Origin of the sequence: Geothermobacter hydrogeniphilus (genome assembly GCF_002898515.1) — a bacterium.
Classification (GTDB): Bacteria; Desulfobacterota; Desulfuromonadia; order Desulfuromonadales; family Geothermobacteraceae; genus Geothermobacter_A.
This window is the reverse complement of record NZ_PPFX01000042.1, coordinates 1-16,346: the sequence shown is the minus strand read 5'-3', so window position 1 is coordinate 16,346 and position 16,346 is coordinate 1. Positions and strand designations below refer to the sequence as shown.

General features: G+C 60.7%; 15 protein-coding genes and 1 pseudogene. All 16 read left to right on the top strand.

The window, feature by feature from the left end; translation table 11 throughout:
• The first annotated feature begins 7 nt into the window (after positions 1–7).
• A complete protein-coding gene (locus C2E25_RS14575) occupies positions 8–1,321 on the top strand; it encodes an acetyl-CoA hydrolase/transferase family protein (RefSeq protein ID WP_103116454.1) in 1,314 nt (437 codons plus the stop codon).
• Positions 1,322–1,511: 190 nt separating this feature from the next.
• Positions 1,512–2,855: a phenylacetate--CoA ligase family protein gene (locus C2E25_RS14570; protein WP_103116453.1), complete on the top strand. Its 1,344-nt coding sequence runs from the start codon at positions 1,512–1,514 to the stop codon at positions 2,853–2,855.
• A 151-nt stretch (positions 2,856–3,006) separates the two neighbouring features.
• Positions 3,007–4,773: an indolepyruvate ferredoxin oxidoreductase subunit alpha gene (gene iorA / locus C2E25_RS14565; RefSeq protein WP_103116452.1), complete on the top strand. Its 1,767-nt coding sequence runs from the start codon at positions 3,007–3,009 to the stop codon at positions 4,771–4,773.
• Positions 4,760–5,332 (top strand): indolepyruvate oxidoreductase subunit beta, encoded by a 573-nt coding sequence (locus C2E25_RS14560; protein ID WP_103116451.1) that lies wholly within the window; start codon positions 4,760–4,762, stop codon positions 5,330–5,332. Before iorA ends, C2E25_RS14560 begins: the two co-directional genes overlap by 14 nt.
• A 123-nt stretch (positions 5,333–5,455) precedes the next feature.
• On the top strand, positions 5,456–5,908 hold the full coding sequence (locus tag C2E25_RS14555; RefSeq protein WP_233189445.1) for an amino acid-binding protein: 453 nt from the start codon (positions 5,456–5,458) through the stop codon (positions 5,906–5,908).
• 188 nt (positions 5,909–6,096) lie between these two features.
• Positions 6,097–7,038, top strand: a complete 942-nt coding sequence (locus C2E25_RS14550; protein WP_103116450.1) for a ketopantoate reductase family protein — start codon at positions 6,097–6,099, stop codon at positions 7,036–7,038.
• A gap of 239 nt (positions 7,039–7,277) precedes the next feature.
• The gene (locus C2E25_RS14545) at positions 7,278–7,724 is read left to right on the top strand and encodes an amino acid-binding protein (RefSeq protein ID WP_103116449.1); all 447 of its coding nucleotides are present in this window, start codon (positions 7,278–7,280) and stop codon (positions 7,722–7,724) included.
• 25 nt (positions 7,725–7,749) lie between these two features.
• Positions 7,750–8,697 (top strand): ketopantoate reductase family protein, encoded by a 948-nt coding sequence (locus tag C2E25_RS14540; protein ID WP_103116448.1) that lies wholly within the window; start codon positions 7,750–7,752, stop codon positions 8,695–8,697.
• A 236-nt stretch (positions 8,698–8,933) separates the two neighbouring features.
• The gene (locus C2E25_RS14535) at positions 8,934–9,977 is read left to right on the top strand and encodes a TRAP transporter substrate-binding protein (protein ID WP_103116447.1); all 1,044 of its coding nucleotides are present in this window, start codon (positions 8,934–8,936) and stop codon (positions 9,975–9,977) included.
• Positions 9,978–10,227: 250 nt separating this feature from the next.
• A complete protein-coding gene (locus tag C2E25_RS14530) occupies positions 10,228–10,725 on the top strand; it encodes a TRAP transporter small permease (protein WP_103116446.1) in 498 nt (165 codons plus the stop codon).
• Between the two features lie 54 nt (positions 10,726–10,779).
• Positions 10,780–12,066 (top strand): TRAP transporter large permease, encoded by a 1,287-nt coding sequence (locus C2E25_RS14525; protein ID WP_103116475.1) that lies wholly within the window; start codon positions 10,780–10,782, stop codon positions 12,064–12,066.
• Positions 12,067–12,120: 54 nt separating this feature from the next.
• Positions 12,121–12,546, top strand: a complete 426-nt coding sequence (locus C2E25_RS14520; protein WP_085010665.1) for a universal stress protein — start codon at positions 12,121–12,123, stop codon at positions 12,544–12,546.
• A gap of 4 nt (positions 12,547–12,550) precedes the next feature.
• Entirely contained in the window at positions 12,551–13,207 is a 657-nt protein-coding gene (locus tag C2E25_RS14515; protein ID WP_103116445.1) for a transglutaminase-like domain-containing protein, read from the top strand.
• A 36-nt stretch (positions 13,208–13,243) separates the two neighbouring features.
• A complete protein-coding gene (locus C2E25_RS14510) occupies positions 13,244–15,568 on the top strand; it encodes an aldehyde ferredoxin oxidoreductase C-terminal domain-containing protein (RefSeq protein ID WP_103116444.1) in 2,325 nt (774 codons plus the stop codon).
• Positions 15,569–15,574: 6 nt separating this feature from the next.
• Positions 15,575–15,787, top strand: a complete 213-nt coding sequence (locus C2E25_RS14505; protein ID WP_103116443.1) for a cysteine-rich CWC family protein — start codon at positions 15,575–15,577, stop codon at positions 15,785–15,787.
• Positions 15,788–15,834: 47 nt separating this feature from the next.
• Positions 15,835–16,295: pseudogene (locus tag C2E25_RS18150) on the top strand (LysE family translocator); the annotation flags it as partial.
• Between the last annotated feature and the right edge of the window lie 51 nt (positions 16,296–16,346).

Here is a 16,346-nt window from a genome sequence, read left to right as displayed (position 1 = left end):
TCAAGTCATGCAAAACTGGCGACAGACATACCAGGAGCGAACCACCACCCCGGACGAGGCGGTCAAGGCCATCAAGTCGGGCGACCGGGTCTTTCTGACCGGCAACGCCTCGGTGCCGCTGCCGCTGCTTGACGCCCTGGTGAGGCGGGCGCCGGAATTGCGCGATGTCGAGGTCTGCCACCCGCTGACCATCTGTCCGGCCGACTATGTCGCCCCGGAGATGGAGGGCCACCTGCGCATCAACTCGATGTTCATCAGCGCCAACGTCCGCAAGGCGATCAACCAGGGACGGGCCGATTTCACCCCGGTGATGCTGTCCGAATTCCCGTTGCTGTTCAAGGACGGCCACCTGCCGGTGGATGTCGCCCTGATCCATGTCTCACCTCCGGATGAAAACGGTTTCTGCTCCATGGGGGCGGAATCGGGGCTCACCATCTCGGCGGCAGAGGTTTCGAAAATCATCATCGCCCAGGTCAACGAGCAGATGCCGCGCACCCTCGGCGATACCGCCATGCACATCGACAAGATGGATTACATTATTCCCTGCGATACGCCGCTGTTCGAGATGCCGATGGGGGACGACGCCGACGGCGAGGTGGTCGAGGGGATCGCCGCGCACATTGCCGAACTGATCCCCGACGGCGCGACCATGCAGATGGGGATCGGGGCGATTCCCAACGCGGTGCTCAAGTTCCTCAAGGACAAGAAGGATCTCGGCGTCCATTCCGAACTGATCTCCGACGGGGTGATCGACCTGGTCGAGGCCGGGGTGCTCAACGGGGCCCGCAAGACCCTCCACCCGGGCAAGATCATCTGCGGTTTCCTGCTCGGCACCCGGCGGCTCTACGACTGGGTGGACAACAACCCGCTGGTGGAACTGCACCGTACCGAGTATGTCAACGACCCCTTCGTGGTGGCGCAGAACGAGCGCATGGTGGCGATCAACTCGGCGATCGAGGTCGATCTCACCGGCCAGGTCTGTGCCGACAGCATCGGTCCCCGCTTCCACTCGGCGGTCGGCGGCCAGCTCGATTTCATCTACGGCGCCTCCCGCTCGAAGGGTGGGGTGCCGATCATCGCCCTGCCGAGCACCTCGACCCTGCGGGACGGCACGGTGCTCAGCCGCATCGTGCCCCTGCTCAAGCATGGGGCCGGGGTGGTCACCAGTCGTAATCATGTCCATTACGTGGTGACCGAGTACGGCATAGCTGACCTCTACGGCAAAACAGTCCGTCAGCGTACCGCGGCCCTGATCAAGATCGCCCATCCGCGCTTCCGCGATGAGATCAGGGAGCAGGCGCGGGAATTGAATTATCTGTGATGGCGTCGCAAAAACTCACCAGCAGCTGCGTTGCTGCGCAGGCTCTCGCTGCTTCGACGTACGCACGTACGCCTCATTGTTCGACAAGCGCGCCTTGCTGTTGGCGGTTTTTGCTCAGCCAGTCGATCCTTTGCTTTCTTGCGAAAGCATTTCTGTAATTGATCCGGATACCGACAAGGAGAGAACGATCATGGCATGGAGTAAAGAGGAAACCCTCAGTCGCAGCGAAATGCAGGCCATCCAGCTTGCCGGTCTGCAGAGAACCGTCGCCTACGTCTATGAGCGCAACGCCCATTACCGGAAGAAGCTGGATGACCTGGGGGTGACCCCGGATGACATCCGCTCGCTCGATGATATCCGCCGGCTTCCCTTTACCACCAAGCAGGATCTGCGCGACAACTATCCGTTCAAGATGTTCAGCGCGTCGCCGGAAGAGATTGTCGAGTATCATGCCACCTCCGGCACCACCGGCAAGCCGATCGCCGTCGGCTATACCCGCCAGGATCTCGAGGTCTGGTCCGAGTCGATGGCCCGCACCTGCACCGGGGCCGGTATCGGCAAGGATGACGTGGTGCAGAATATTTTCGGCTACGGTCTCTTCACCGGCGGCCTGGGGGCTCATTACGGCGCCCTGAAGGTCGGCGCGGGGGTGATCCCGATCTCCGGCGGCAACACCCAGAAGCAGATCATGCTGATGGAGGACTTCGGTTCCACTGCCCTGACCTCGACCCCCTCCTTCCTGATGCACATTTACGAGGTCGGTGAGCAGATGGGGGTTGATTTCAAGAGCCTCAACCTGAAAAGCGCACTCTGCGGCGCCGAGCCCTGGAGCGAGTCGATGCGCCATTCGATCCAGGAGAAGTTCGGCATCACGGTCTGCGACATCTACGGCCTTTCCGAGATCACCGGTCCCGGCGTCTCCTTCGAGTGCCGGGAAGAGCAGAGCGGCCTGCACATCAACGAGGATTTCTTCTACCCGGAGATCATCGATCCTGACAGCGGCGAGGTGCTGCCGGAGGGTGAAGAAGGGGAACTGGTCTTCACCACCATCAACAAGTACGGCCAGCCGCTGCTGCGTTACCGGACCCGGGACATCTCCCGCTTGACCTACGGCACCTGCTCCTGCGGCCGCACCCTGGTGAAGATGGCGCGGGTCAGCGGCCGTAGCGACGACATGCTGATCATCCGCGGCGTCAACGTCTTCCCGTCGCAGATCGAGGCGGTGATCATGAAGCGCGAAGGGGTTTCGCCGCACTATATGGTGATCGTCGAGCGCAAGGGGGTGATGGATTCGCTGCGGGTCAAGGTCGAGGTGACCGAGGAGTTCATGGTCAAGGCGGCGGCCGATGTTCTCAAGGGGGCCGAGTTCGATATTCTCGAAGATGTTGCCGCGGTGCGCAGCAAGGTCCGCCACCTGCAGCAGGATATCAAGGATGTCATCGGCATCAGCGTCGAGGTCAACCTGGTGCCGCCGGGCAGTATCCCGCGTAGCCAGGGCAAGGCCCAGCGGATCGAGGACCGACGCCCGAAATAGGGCCGGCGCGCAGGTCGATTGGGCTGGAAAGGCGGGGCCGTTTCGGCTAGACTGCCCGCTCGGTTGATGTTGTCTAATGAAGGCTGCCCGGAATATCCGGTCAGGAGTCAATTAACGCCTGAACAAGGTACAGACAAGGGATGGATTGTTGATGAAAAAAATAATTTCCGGCAATGAAGCCATAGCGCTCGGGTTTACCGACGGCGGCGGGGTTTTCGCCTCCGGTTATCCCGGAACGCCCAGCACCGAAACCCTGGAGGAAGTCGCCCGCCTGGGCGAGGTTTACTGCGAGTGGGCGGCGAATGAAAAGGTGGCCCTCGAAGCGGCGATCGGAGGCAGTATTGCCGGCGGCAGGTCGCTGGCGACGATGAAGCACGTCGGCGTCAATGTCGCCGCCGATCCGCTGATGACCCTGACCTATACCGGGGTCAATGCCGGGCTGATCCTGATGGTGGCCGACGATCCGGGGATGCACTCGTCACAGAACGAGCAGGACAGCCGCCACTACGCGCGCTTCGCCAAGATCCCGATGCTCGACCCGGCCGATTCCCAGGATGCCTATGACATGGTGCGGACGGCGTTCGAGATCTCCGAGCAGTTCGATACCCCGGTGATGCTGCGTACCACCACCCGGATTTCCCATGCCAAGGGAGTGGTTGTCCCGCGGGAGAAAATCAGTCCGCAGGTCGGCGAGTGGGTCAAGGATGTTCCCAAGTACGTGATGCTGCCCAATTTCGGTAAGATCAAGCATGTCGAAGTCGAGGAGCGGCTGTTGAAACTGCGGGAATATGCCGAAACCACGCCTCTGAACCGGGTTGAGATGGGTGATACCGAGCTCGGCATCATCACTTCCGGGGTTTCCTATCAACACGTCCGCGAGGCCTTCCCGAACGCGTCGGTCCTCAAGCTCGGGCTGGTGCATCCCCTGCCGGAACGCAAGATCCGCGAGTTCGCCGGCAGCGTCAAACGGTTGATGGTGGTCGAGGAGATGGACGCGATTTTCGAGGAGCAGATTCGCGCCATGGGCATCGAGGTCGAGATCGGCAAGAACAAGCTGCCGCTGTGCGGCGAGATCAACGCCGACCTGATTCGCGCCGCCCTCGGCGACCCGGTAGCCGAGGCTGCCGCCCCGGTCGAAGGGTTGCCGCAGCGCCCGCCGGTCTTCTGTCCCAGCTGCGCTCACCGCGGCCTGTTCACCATCCTCAGCAAGCTGAAAACCTTTGTCTCCGGCGACATCGGCTGCTACACCCTTGGCGCCCTGCCGCCGATGGGCGCCATGCACTCGGTGATCGACATGGGCGCCAGCATCAGCGCCGCCCACGGCATGGCCCGGGTCAACGCGATTGCCGGCCGCGATGAAAAGCCGGTGGCGGTGATCGGTGATTCAACCTTTTTCCATTCCGGGATGACCGGGTTGCTGAGTCTGGCTTTCAACGGCGGCAACGCGCTGGTCATCATCATGGACAACCGCGCCACCGGCATGACCGGCGGCCAGGAAAATCCCGGCACCGGCAAGACCCTGCAGGGCAATCCGACCCGCCAGGTCGATATGGTGCCGCTGGTCAAGGCGCTCGGCATCGACAACGTCTTCGAACTCAATACCTACGATCTCGCCGCCACCGAGGCGGCGATCAAAAAGGGCCTGGAAACGCCCGGTCCCTACGTGCTGATCGACCGCAACCCCTGTGTGCTGCGCTACAAGATCCGCAAACCGGCGATGACCGTCGATCAGGACAAGTGCACCGGCTGTCGCGCCTGCCTGAAGGTCGCCTGCATGGCGCTTGGCCTGACCGCTTCGGGAGAGAGGCCGAAGGTTCAGGTTGATCCCAACGTCTGCAACGGCTGCGGGGTCTGCAGGCAGATGTGTAAATTCGACGCGATGCATGAAATCGAGGGAGAGAACAATGCCAATCTTTAATATCGTCATTGCCGGGGTCGGCGGCCAGGGGGTGCTGATGGCCTCCAGGGTGCTGGCTGAAAGTGCCCTGGCCAGCGGGCTGGATATCAAACAGAATGAAGTGCACGGCATGGCCCAGCGCGGCGGCAGCGTCATCAGTTTCGTGCGTATGGGGGAGAAGGTCGCTTCGCCGGTGGTGATGCCCGGCAGCGCCGATCTGCTGATTTCCTTCGAGCCGCTGGAGGCGCTGCGTTACCTTCACTATCTCAAGCCCGGGGGGCGGCTGGTCTATAACAAGATCTCGATCAATCCGAGTACCGTGGCCGCCGGACTGGCGGTCTATCCGGATGACGTGGAAGACCAGATTGCCGCATCCTGCGGCAACGCTCTCGGAGTTGACGCTTTGGCCATCGCCCGCGAAGCCGGCAACGGCAAGGCGGTCAACATGGTGATGGTCGGCACGGTGCTGAAAAATCTGCCGCTGGAAGAAGAGGTCGTCACCGAAGTCGTGAAACAGGTTTCGAAGGAGAAGGGGGTCGAGGTCAATCTCAGGGCGCTGGCGGGCGGCGCGGCGGCCTGAATCGGATCGCCATGCCGCCGTCGGGGTGAATCTTGAATTCGCCCGGGTCGCAGGGATCGTAAACCCCCGGGCAGTCACAAGGATCGTCCCGGAGGAAGCGTGGTACCGACAGGGGAGATGGTCATGAAGAAACTGAAACTGAAACAGATTTCGATCTTTCTCGAAAACGCCCCGGGGCGGCTCTACGAAGCGACCGAGGCCCTCGGCGCGGCCGGGCTCAACCTGAGATCACTGTCGATTTCCGACATTTCCGGCTTCGGAGTGCTACGCATCCTGGTTTCCGATGTCGCCACCGCGCGGCGGGTGATCATGGAAAAACAGTTCCCGGCTCGGGTTGACGAGGTGGTGGCGGCGGAGATCGTCGACACCCCCGGCAGCCTGGCCAAGGTGCTGAAGCTGTTGATGGAGAACAAGGTCAACGTCGATTACATGTACGCCCTGGCAGGGACCTCGTCCGGCAGGGCGGTGATGGTGTTCTGCTTCAGTGACAATGACCTGGCGATCAGGCTGCTGCAGGAGAACGGGATCAGGATCCTGGATGCCGAATCGTTCGGCATCCTCGAAAGTCCCGCTTGACCGTTATCAGGCCTGAATCAGTGAGTTCCTTGTCGGCGGACAGCACAAGTCATTGATCTGTCTGAGCTTCCCAAAAATCACCAGCGAACCTATGGGTGCGCTTCAGATTTTTGGAAAACTCATTCAGACCAAGCACTTGCACTCTCCATCCAACAGAAACTCACTGACTCAGGTCAGGGAGAGAACAGATGGGTGAAACCAGCTACTGTCCGAAAAAATTCGCCGTGATCGGTGCCGGCCCCGTCGGTGGCATCGTTGCCGCCTTCCTGGCCAAAGGCGGCTATGATGTTACGTTGTGCGACATCGTTCCGGAGTTGTTGGCGCCGGCTTTGGAGCCGGGGATTCTGCTGGAGGGCGTTGACAGTTTCCAGGCCCGGGTGACGCGCACCACCACCCGGGTGGATGACCTGCTCGAAGATCCTCCCGATGTGATCTTTATCGCCGTCAAGGCCACCGCGCTGCCGTTGATCGCCTCGGCCCTCGAAGGCTTTGCCGGCGGGGGACGTTATGTGGTCAGCTGGCAGAACGGCATCGATACCGAGCTGGAACTGGCCCGGGTGCTGGGCCCGCAGGCGGTGCTGCGCGGGGTGGTCAATTTCGGTTGCGTGCCGATCAGCCCGGGCCATATCCGCCTCGCCTTTCACCATCGGCCCCATTACCTGCAGGAACTCGATCCGCAGGCGAGGGAGGCCGCCCTCGGCCTCAGCCGGGTGCTGACCGACTGCGGTCTCGATACGCAGCATACCGACCAGATCGCCGACATGGTCTGGCGCAAGTCGGTGATGAATGCCTGCATGAATCCGATGTGCGCGGTGACCGGCATGACGATGGTCGAAATCATCAACGATCCGATCACCTTCAACCTGGTCGACGCCCTGATCAAGGAGGGGATCGCCGTCGCCCGTGCCAACGAGTTCTCGCTCGGATCGGGCTATTATCCCTACGCCATCAATTACATCAAGAACGCCGGCAACCATAAACCGTCGATGCTGCAGGATGTCGAGGCCAAGCGGCGCACCGAGGTCGATTACATCAACGGCAAAATCGTCGAATACGGACAGCAGGCCGGGATACCGACCCCGTACAACAGCATGATCCGCGGGCTGGTCAAGGCGCTGGAACCGAAGTGAGATCATGGCGATCAAGTTGCTGCCAGAAGGCCAGGAGTACCAGGAAGGTCAAAAACTCATTTAACGGAGAGGCGGAGAGGAGCAGAGACGGAGAGAAAATCTTTTGGGTTTAAAACCAAAAACTGCTTTTGGTTTTCTCCGCGTTCTCTCCCTCTCTGCGACTCTCCGTTGAAAAAGGTTTTCTTGGCGCTCCTGGCGCCTTGGCGGCCTGACTTCCGTAAGTTGCAAAGGATATTCGCATGAAACTGAAACAACTCTCCATTCCGCTGGAAAACTCCCCCGGTCGCCTGCACGAGGTGACCCGCGCGCTGGGTGATGCCGGCATCAACCTGCGTGCCCATTGCATCTGCGATTCGACCCACGATTTCGGTGTGCTGCGGATTCTGGTGTCCGACCTGGCCGCCGCCAGGGCAGTGGTCATGGAGCGACTGATTCCGGCCCGGGTCGATGACGTGGTAGCGGTCGAAATCGAGGATACCCCCGGCAGCCTGGCGGATCTGCTCAGCCTGTTCCTCGGGACCGGGATCAACGTCGATTACATGTACGCGGTGGCCGGGGCCAACCTGCAGAAAGCGGTGATGGTATTCCATTTCAGCGCTATCGACCGGGCGCTCAAGGTCCTGGAAAAAAGCGATGCCAGGCTGCTCGATGCCGAATCGTTCGGCATTCTGGTGGGGCAGGACTAAACAAGCAGCAAGTCAGGGAGCGGCTATGCCGGAGAAGAGTAATTTCAATCCAAAAAAATTTGCCATCATCGGCGCCGGTCCGGTCGGCTGTATTGTTGCCGCCTTTCTAGCCCGCGGCGGCTGTGACGTGACCCTCTGCGATGTCCAGGCGCAGTTGCTGGAGGCGGCCATGGAGCCGGGCATCACCCTCTCCGGCGCGGAAGATTTTTCCGCGCGGGTGACGAAAACCACCACCCGAATCGATCTGCTGGCCGAGGATCCGCCCGACGTGGTGATCGTTACCGTCAAGGCGACGGCGCTGCCGATCATCGCTTCGGCCCTGGAAGGTTTCATCGCCGGAGAGCGTTACGTGGTCAGCTGGCAGAACGGCATCGATACCGAGCTGGTGCTGGCCGAACGGCTGGGGAAAAAGCAGGTGATGCGTGCCGTGGTCAATTACGGCTGCATTCTGGACGGCCCGGCCCGGGTCAGGCTGGCTTTTCACCACCGTCCACATTACCTGCAGGAACTTGATCCGCAGTCCAGGGACGCGGCCGTCGGCATTTGCCAGGCCCTGACCGGAGCCGGTCTCGATACCCGTCATACCGAGCAGATCCGTAACATGGTCTGGACCAAGGCGGTCAACAACTCCTGCATGAACCCGGTCTGCGCGGTGACCGGCAAGACCATGTTCGAGGTGATCAACGATCCGATCGTCTACAGCCTGGTCGACGCCCTGCTGAAGGAAGGTGTCATGGTGGCGCGGGCCAATGAGTTGATGCTGGGCCCCGATTTCTACCTTGAATGCCTCGATTACATCAAGGGCGCCGGGCATCATAAACCATCGATGCTGCAGGATATCGAGGCCGGCCGACAGACCGAGATCGACTATCTGAACGGCAAAATCGTCGAATACGGCGAGCGGGCCGGGGTGATGACTCCCCATCATCGCACCCTGCGCACCCTGGTCAAGGCGCTGGAGACCCGGGGATGAATTCACCGCTGCCGGGCCTGTTCCGGCGATGCTGAGCTCACGGGTTCAGGGATAAAAGAGAAAACAAGTTTTGTTCAATCCTGATCTCAACTGAAATAGTTGAGAAAAGGGTAAAAATTGCTGGAAATTATGGAGTAAAACAGCGTATTATTTGTCTATTGTCTTGTTGTCGGGTTCATTCATTGTCTGCCGCCAGATCGCTGGTGTCGGGCCCATTCCAACCATTGGAGGTGTCTATGAAAAGAACGTCCGCTCTGATCGCCCTGCTGGTCGTGGTTCTGCTCGCTGCCCCAAGTTTTGCCGCTGGAAAGAAAAAGGACCCCCTGGCCGCCTGGAAGCCGAAGTTTGATCCTTCCGGCGCCAAGTACACCTACATTCTTTCCAACATTTCGCACCCGGTTATCGAGGGTATCGCCGTCGGCTACCGGATTCGTGACGCGGTCTGGAAGAAGTCGGGCGGTCGTCTCTACGTTGATTTCCGTCCGCTGGCCCAGCTCGGCGGCGAGAAGGACGTTATCGCCAAGCTCAAGCTCGGCGCCGTGCAGGGGATGATGGCCTCGTCGGTCGCGGCGGCCAACATTTCCGACCGCCTCGGGATCGTCAACCTGCCCTACGTGGTCGATACCTTCGACAAGCTGGAAAAGTTCCGCAATGATCCGGATCTCTGGGTCCCCTACGCCAACAGCGCCCAGAACCAGGGGCTGCTGGTTGCCGACATCACCGGTTACGGTACCTACGGCTGGGCCACCACCACCCCGGTGCGGACCCTCGCCGACGCCAAGAAGGTCAACTTCCGTATCGCCCAGGCTCCGGTCAATGCCGACTGCTACAAGGCCTGGGGCCTGAAATTCACCGTGCTGCCCTGGCCGGATGTTCCCCAGGCGCTGCAGACCGGCGTCATCAACGGCCTCGACCACACCGCCATCGTCTGCAACATCACCAAGAAGTTCACCATCGCCAAGTATTTCACCGAGTTGAACTACGCCCAGGGGCTGTTCATTCACCTGCTCAACAAGCGCTGGTTCAACAAACTGCCGAAGGACCTGCAGACCATCCTGCTTGACACCATCAAGGAGGAAAGCGCCAAGACCCGCGTGTTGACCCGCAAGCAGCAGGCCGACCAGATCGCCAAGGCCAAGGCCGCCGGCATCGAGTTCTTCACCCTGTCGGCCGCCGACAAGGCCGAGCTGATCAAGGAAGCCCAGCCGGTCTACGCCAAGTGGGGCAAGAAGATCGGTATCGACTACCTGGCCAAGGTGCGCACTACCCTCGGGGATTGAGCCGCATAGCTGTTGATTCAATCTAGAGTTGAGCGGGGTCGGAGAACTCGGTTCTCCGACCCCTTTTTTAACCCTTGAATCAGTGAGCTTGTCACCGGCGAATAGCGCAAGTCATTGACCTGCCTGCGCTTCCCAAAAATCACCGGCGAACCTATGGGTGCGCCTCAGATTTTTGGAAACCACATTCAGGCCAAGCACTTACACTCTTCATCCGGCACAAACCCACGGATTCAGGTAATCGAGGTGGACGATGTTGAAAAAAACCTTTCAGACTGTCGACCGGGTTTTCCGATGGTTTGAAGAATGGTCCCTTTTCATCGCGGTGATGGTCGCCCTGCTGGTGGCGCTGGCCAACGTGATCCTGCGCAAGGCGACCGCCGATGTCAATCTCTACTGGTCGGATGAGGTGGTGCGCAAGACCATCTACTTCTCGACCTATATCGGCTGCATCGCCGCGGTGCGGAGCCGGTCGCTGATCCGCATCGACGCCCTGCCGCAGATGCTGCCGAAACTGAAATTGCCGCTGACCATGTTTGCCAACCTGGCGGTGCTGGTTTTTTCCGCTCTGATGGTCCGGCTCGGCTGGCAGATGACCGTGATGATGTACCAGGACGAGTACGCCCGCACCGCCAGCCTGCAGATTCCGGAGTGGATCTTCTACGCGGTGCTGCCGCTGATGGGTGCGATGATGTTTTTCCGGACCTTGCTTGTCATGGTTGAAGACTGGAAGGAGTCGAAGGCAGGCTAGCGCTTTCAGGGGTCGTCGACCGAACGGCCGCTGATGCGTCTGCCCGTTACCGTTATGGACAGTAATGACCTGATTATCCTGTTTCTGCTGCTCGGCCTGCTCGGTTCGACGGTGCCGGTGTTTCTGGCGCTGTTCTTTACCGGCCTGGTCGGACTGGTGCTGATCGTCGGAATTGATCCGCAGATCGCCATTGAAGTGCTCTACCGGAGCATGGACAAGTTCGCCCTGGCGGTGGTGCTGTTCTTCATCCTCTGCGGCAATGTCATGACCACCGGCAGTATCGTTCAGAAGCTGATCAAGACCGCCAACACCCTGGTCGGCTTTCTGCCCGGCGGACTGGCCATGGCCGGCATTCTCGCCTGCGGCTTCTTCGGCGCCATCTCCGGCTCAACCGTCGCCACGGTGGTGGCGATCGGCGGCTTCATGATTCCGGCGTTGATCGAAAACGGTTATGACGAGGAATTTTCGGTCGGCATCATGACCACCGCTCCGATCCTCGGCATCATCATCCCGCCGTCGATTTCGATGATCCTCTACTCGATGATCAGCAACGATCGGCTGGAGGCGCTCTTCCTGACCGGTTTTATCCCCGGGGTGCTGATCATCCTGGCGATGAGCCTCTATGCCTACTTCTTCTGTCGCCGCCGTGGGACCAAGACCATTCCCCGGCCAAGCTTCAAGGAGGCGATGGCCACCCTGCGGGAGAGTGCCTGGGCGCTGTTCCTGCCGGTGCTGATCTTCGGCGGCATCTATTCCGGCATATTCACCGCCAACGAGGCGGCGGTGGTTGCCTGCTTCTACGCCTTCTTCGTCGAGATCTTCATTCACAAGGATATGAAGCTGCGTGACGTCAAACAGGTGGTGGTTTCCTCCGCGGTGACCTCCGCGACCCTGCTGGTGATCGTCGCCGGGGCGTCGGTGTTCGGTGAATTTCTCACCTTCGAGCAGATCCCGAACCAGATCGCTGAAGCGGTGGTCAGTCACATCCAGTCGCCCTGGGTGTTCCTGCTGGCGGTCAATATCCTGCTGCTGATCGTCGGCATGTTCATGGACATCATTTCGGCGACCCTGATCCTGACCCCGATTTTTCTGCCGCTGCTGTCGCAGTTCGGTATCGACACCATGCATTTCGGGCTGCTGATGACCATCAACCTCGGCATCGGCTACTGCACCCCGCCGCTGGGCGTCAGTCTTTACATTTCCGGGGCTACTGTCGATCGCAACCTGCTCTATGTCTCCCGCTCGGTCATTCCCTTTCTGGTGATTCAGATCGCGATCCTCATGGTGCTGACCTACTGGCCGGACCTGGTGCTGTTCCTGCCGCGGCTGGTGTACGGCTGACCGTTCGGTTGAACCGGGTCCAGGTGGTATAATGACCTACTTGAGGAGGTAGCTATGAACGCACGGATTCTTATTCCGGTCGACGACTCGGAAACCACGGAAAAAGCGATCAGCGGATTTCTCGGCAACCGCACCCGGTTCCCCGACCGGATCACCCTGCTGCACGTGCTGGAGGACAAGCTCTCCTACCGGGCGATCCCGGAACCGCAGCTGGCCAGCATCCGCGAGCGGGCCCGCGAGGCCGGGTACAAGTTCCTGGAGAAGTTCGCCGAGCGTTTTCGCGAGGCCGGGTTCAACCCGGAACTGCGGCTGGAAGAGGGTGACCCGATCGCCGTGATCAAGAAGATCGACGCCGAAGAGGAGATCTTCCTGCTGGTGATGGCGCGCCACGAGGGGGGCGGCGAGGTCAGCGACATCCTGTTCGGTTCGATCACCAACGCGGCGATGCACAAGGTGAACTGCCCGATGCTGCTGTTCTGAAAAGATGGAACGTTCGACCTTTCTTCAGCCGGGCGAATTTGTTGACTCTGACAGTCATGCGGTCCGGGACTTTGCCCATATCATTGCCGGCGACGCCGCCAGCCCCATTGACCAGGCCGTAAACCTCTATTACGCAGTGCGGGACGGAATCCGCTACACCCCCTATCTGGATTTCACCGATGTGGAAAACTATCGGGCCAGCAGTGTCCTCGGCAGGGGCTTCGGGTTCTGCATCTCCAAGGCGTCCCTGTTGGCGGCCTGCTGTCGCGCCATGGGTCTCCCGGCCCGTCTCGGGTTTGCCGATGTCAGAAATCACCTCACCACGCCACGACTGAGGGAGCTTAACGGCGGCGACCTGATGCGTTGGCATGCCTTTACGGAAATTCTGCTGGATGGGCGCTGGGTCAAGGCGACCCCGGCCTTCAATCTCGAGCTCTGTACCCGCTTCCGGGTCAAACCGCTGGAGTTCGATGGCCGCGAGGATTCGATTTTTCATCCTTACGATGTTGATCAGCGCAGACACCTGGAATATGTCCACGATCGGGGCGTGTTTGCAGATGTTCCCTTTGAGGAGATTCTGACCACCTTTCGTCGTCATAGCCCGAAACTGCTGGGTGGCCCTGTCGATGGAGATTTTGCCGCCGAGGCTGAACAGAGCTAGCCCGGCGAATCCAGATTTTTCAGATGCGAGGACCTCATGGATATCAGAGTGCGGGTTGATCGACTTGTTGAGCGGATGCTGGAACAACCGCAGTACCCGACCCAGGGCGCGGTGCTGTTCGTCGACCTGGAACGTCGCGAGAGTCGGCGCGCCTATCTGCCGGTGGAGGTGGTCAAGACCTTTCTCGGCGGGCGCGGCGGCAACATGTTCCTGCTCTACAATCTGCTGGACGCGGGGCTTGACCCCCTCGACCCCGGGGTGCCGCTGATCTTCGGCGCCGGGATCCTGACCGCCAACATGCCGAGCGCCACCCGCGGCAACGTCACCAGTCGCTCACCGGAAAGCCGGGCGATTCTCGACAGCAACGCCGGCGACTACTTTCCCGCCTTTCTCAAGCGCCACGGGTATGATCACCTGGTACTTTACGGGCGCAATTCGCAGTGGACGCTGCTGAAGATTGACCGGGACCAGGTCGCCTTTGTCGATGCCACGCCCTATCGCGGCATGGACAATATCGCGTTCACGGCGGCGATTGAACGCGATTTTGCCTGTACAGAACAGAAGGATATGGCCATGGCGCGCATCAGCAGCGCCGGGGAGAACCGGGTGCTGTGCAGCGGCATCATGGCCGGGCAGAAATCGATCTGGGCGCGTGGCGGCGGCGGCGCCAAAATGGGGAGCCTCAACCTCAAGGCGATCCTGCTGCTCGGCAAGCCGCCCGAGTTCGACCTCACGGCCGACTACAAGCGGCGAAACCGCGAGATCGGCAAGAAGATCCTCTCCGCCAGCGTGGTGCAGAACGCCCTGAAGAAGGTCGGCACGCCGTTCCTCTACAAGCCGAGCCGGGTTCTCGGCGCCATGGGCACCAAGAACAACCAGGAGACCACCTGGCACGACAGCCTCGACGCCGACAATTTCGATCCCTACCGACCGAACATGAGCGGCTGCTACAAGTGTCCGGTCTGCTGCCGGGCCAACAACGACATGCTGCCCGGCGGCAAGGGGGGCTGGGGCGCCAGTGCCCTGACCGGCATCGCCGGCAACGCCAGCTACGACAAGGACCAGAGCACGCTGGAGCATCACAAGCAGCGGACCTACAACGGCATCAACAATGACGGGGTGTTCGACCAGTACGACAAGGGGGAAGGGCCGGAATACATCATCGTCGGCAAGTTCGGTCCCGACATCGGCCTCAAGGAGCCGGAACAGGTCTTAAGGCTCAACAACATCATCAACGATCTCGCCCTCGACGCCTCCAGTTGCGGCAGCGCCATCGCCTGGGCGATGGAACTCTACCAGCGCGGTATCATCGATCAAGAAGATACCGGCGGGCTGGAACTGACCTGGGGCAATTACCCGGTCATCGAGCAACTGTTGTTCATGACCGCGAAGCGGGAAGGTTTCGGCGACACCATCGCCTGTTCCAGCCGGGCGGTGGAGCAGGGCAAGTACCCGGCCGAGGCGCTTGACTACTGCATGGCTTCCAAGGGGCTGTTCCAGTCCGATCCCCACGACGCCCGCATCCTCAAGGCCTTCGCCCTCGGCCTGGCGGTCGCCACCCGCGGCATGGATCACCTGCGCAACCGCGCCACCCTGGAGATCAACGCCCGCATCAACGACGACGCGGCGTTCAAGACCGCTCTCTACGGCGGCGTGGTGGCGCCGCAGCCGACCTCCTACGAGGGCAAGGAGTACGCCGTCCGTCGCTGCGAAAATACCTTCGCCGCCGGCGACGCGGTCGGCATGTGCCGCTTCAACACCAAGCTGTTCAATTCGCCGTCGACCCCCGACCTGGAACTCTTCGCCGGGCAGATCAGGGGACTTACCGGGATTTCCCTGAGCGGGGATGAGCTGGACGAAATCGGTCGCAACATCACCGGGTTGGAGCGGATGCTCAACTTCAGCCTCGGCCTGCGGGCGCAGGATGATACTCTGCCGCGGCGCTGGTTCGAGGAGCCGATCAAGGTCGGTCCGTTCAAGGGGGAGAAGATCGACCGGGAGCGGTTCGAAGAGCTGAAGCAGCGTTTCTACCGGCTCACCGGTCTCAATTCAGAAGGACTTCCGGCTCCTGACTGGCACGCGAAACTCTCCCGGGTGGCAACCGGTTTCTGCGTTCAGGTCAAACTGCCGCAGCCGCTGCCCGGGGCGCCGGAAGGGGTGGTGATCATCGACCAGCCGGTCAGCGACCTCGGCCAGCTGCGGGCCGAACTGCAGCGCCGAATCCCGGAGGCCGCGGAGCAGCTGCAGGATCGTTCCTGGAATATCGCCATCAACGGCAACATGGTCCTCTCCGACGAAGACCAGGCCCCGGTGCCGGACGGCAGCGAGGTGACGCTGCTGCCGATCATTGCCGGGGGGTGAGGGGGCATGACCGCCAGAACCTGTCCCATCTGCAAGCAAGACAACAATTGCGGGCTGCACGCCGATGCCGGCCCCTGCTGGTGTGTCGAGGTGGAGGTTCCCGGCGCGTTGATTGACCTGGTTCCGCCGGAACTGCAGCGCAAGGCCTGTATCTGTCTTTCCTGTATCGAGGCGTTTACGGAGGATCCGAAGCTGTTTGCCGCGCGTTACGCGGGGTAGTCAAAAGCTTCGGGAGCAGCCATTCAAGACATGGACAGGGCAAAGCAATCTTCGACTATTTCCCGGTCCACTGGGCGACATTTTTATCCGCCGCCATGCTGTTGAACCTGTCGCCGGGGCCTGACACGGCTTTTATTCTCGCTCAGACGGCCAGGTATGGCAGGCGGTCCGGTTCTTCGGCCATGTTCGGCATCTGGTTCGGGGCGTTTCTGCATGTTGTTTTTGCCGCCCTTGGGCTGTCCGCGATTCTTGCCGCTTCTGCTGTTGCATTCTCAGCCGTCAAGTGGGCTGGGGCCGCGTACCTGACCTGGTTGGGCCTCCACGCCCTGCTGTCGAAGGGCCGAACGTTTCTCCCGCGCAAGAGAGTTCGCCGCGAAATCTGAAGAGCATTTTCAGGCAGGGGCTTCTGGTGGCGACCCTGAACCCCAAGGTGACCATTTTCTTTCCGGCTTTTCTCCCGCCGTTTGTCGAAGAGGGCGCCGGCTCGCCCGGAGCGGTCAAGCTTTTAGTGTGAAGTAGAAACCCCCGTCCTCTGGACGGGGTCAGAGTCCTTTGGCTT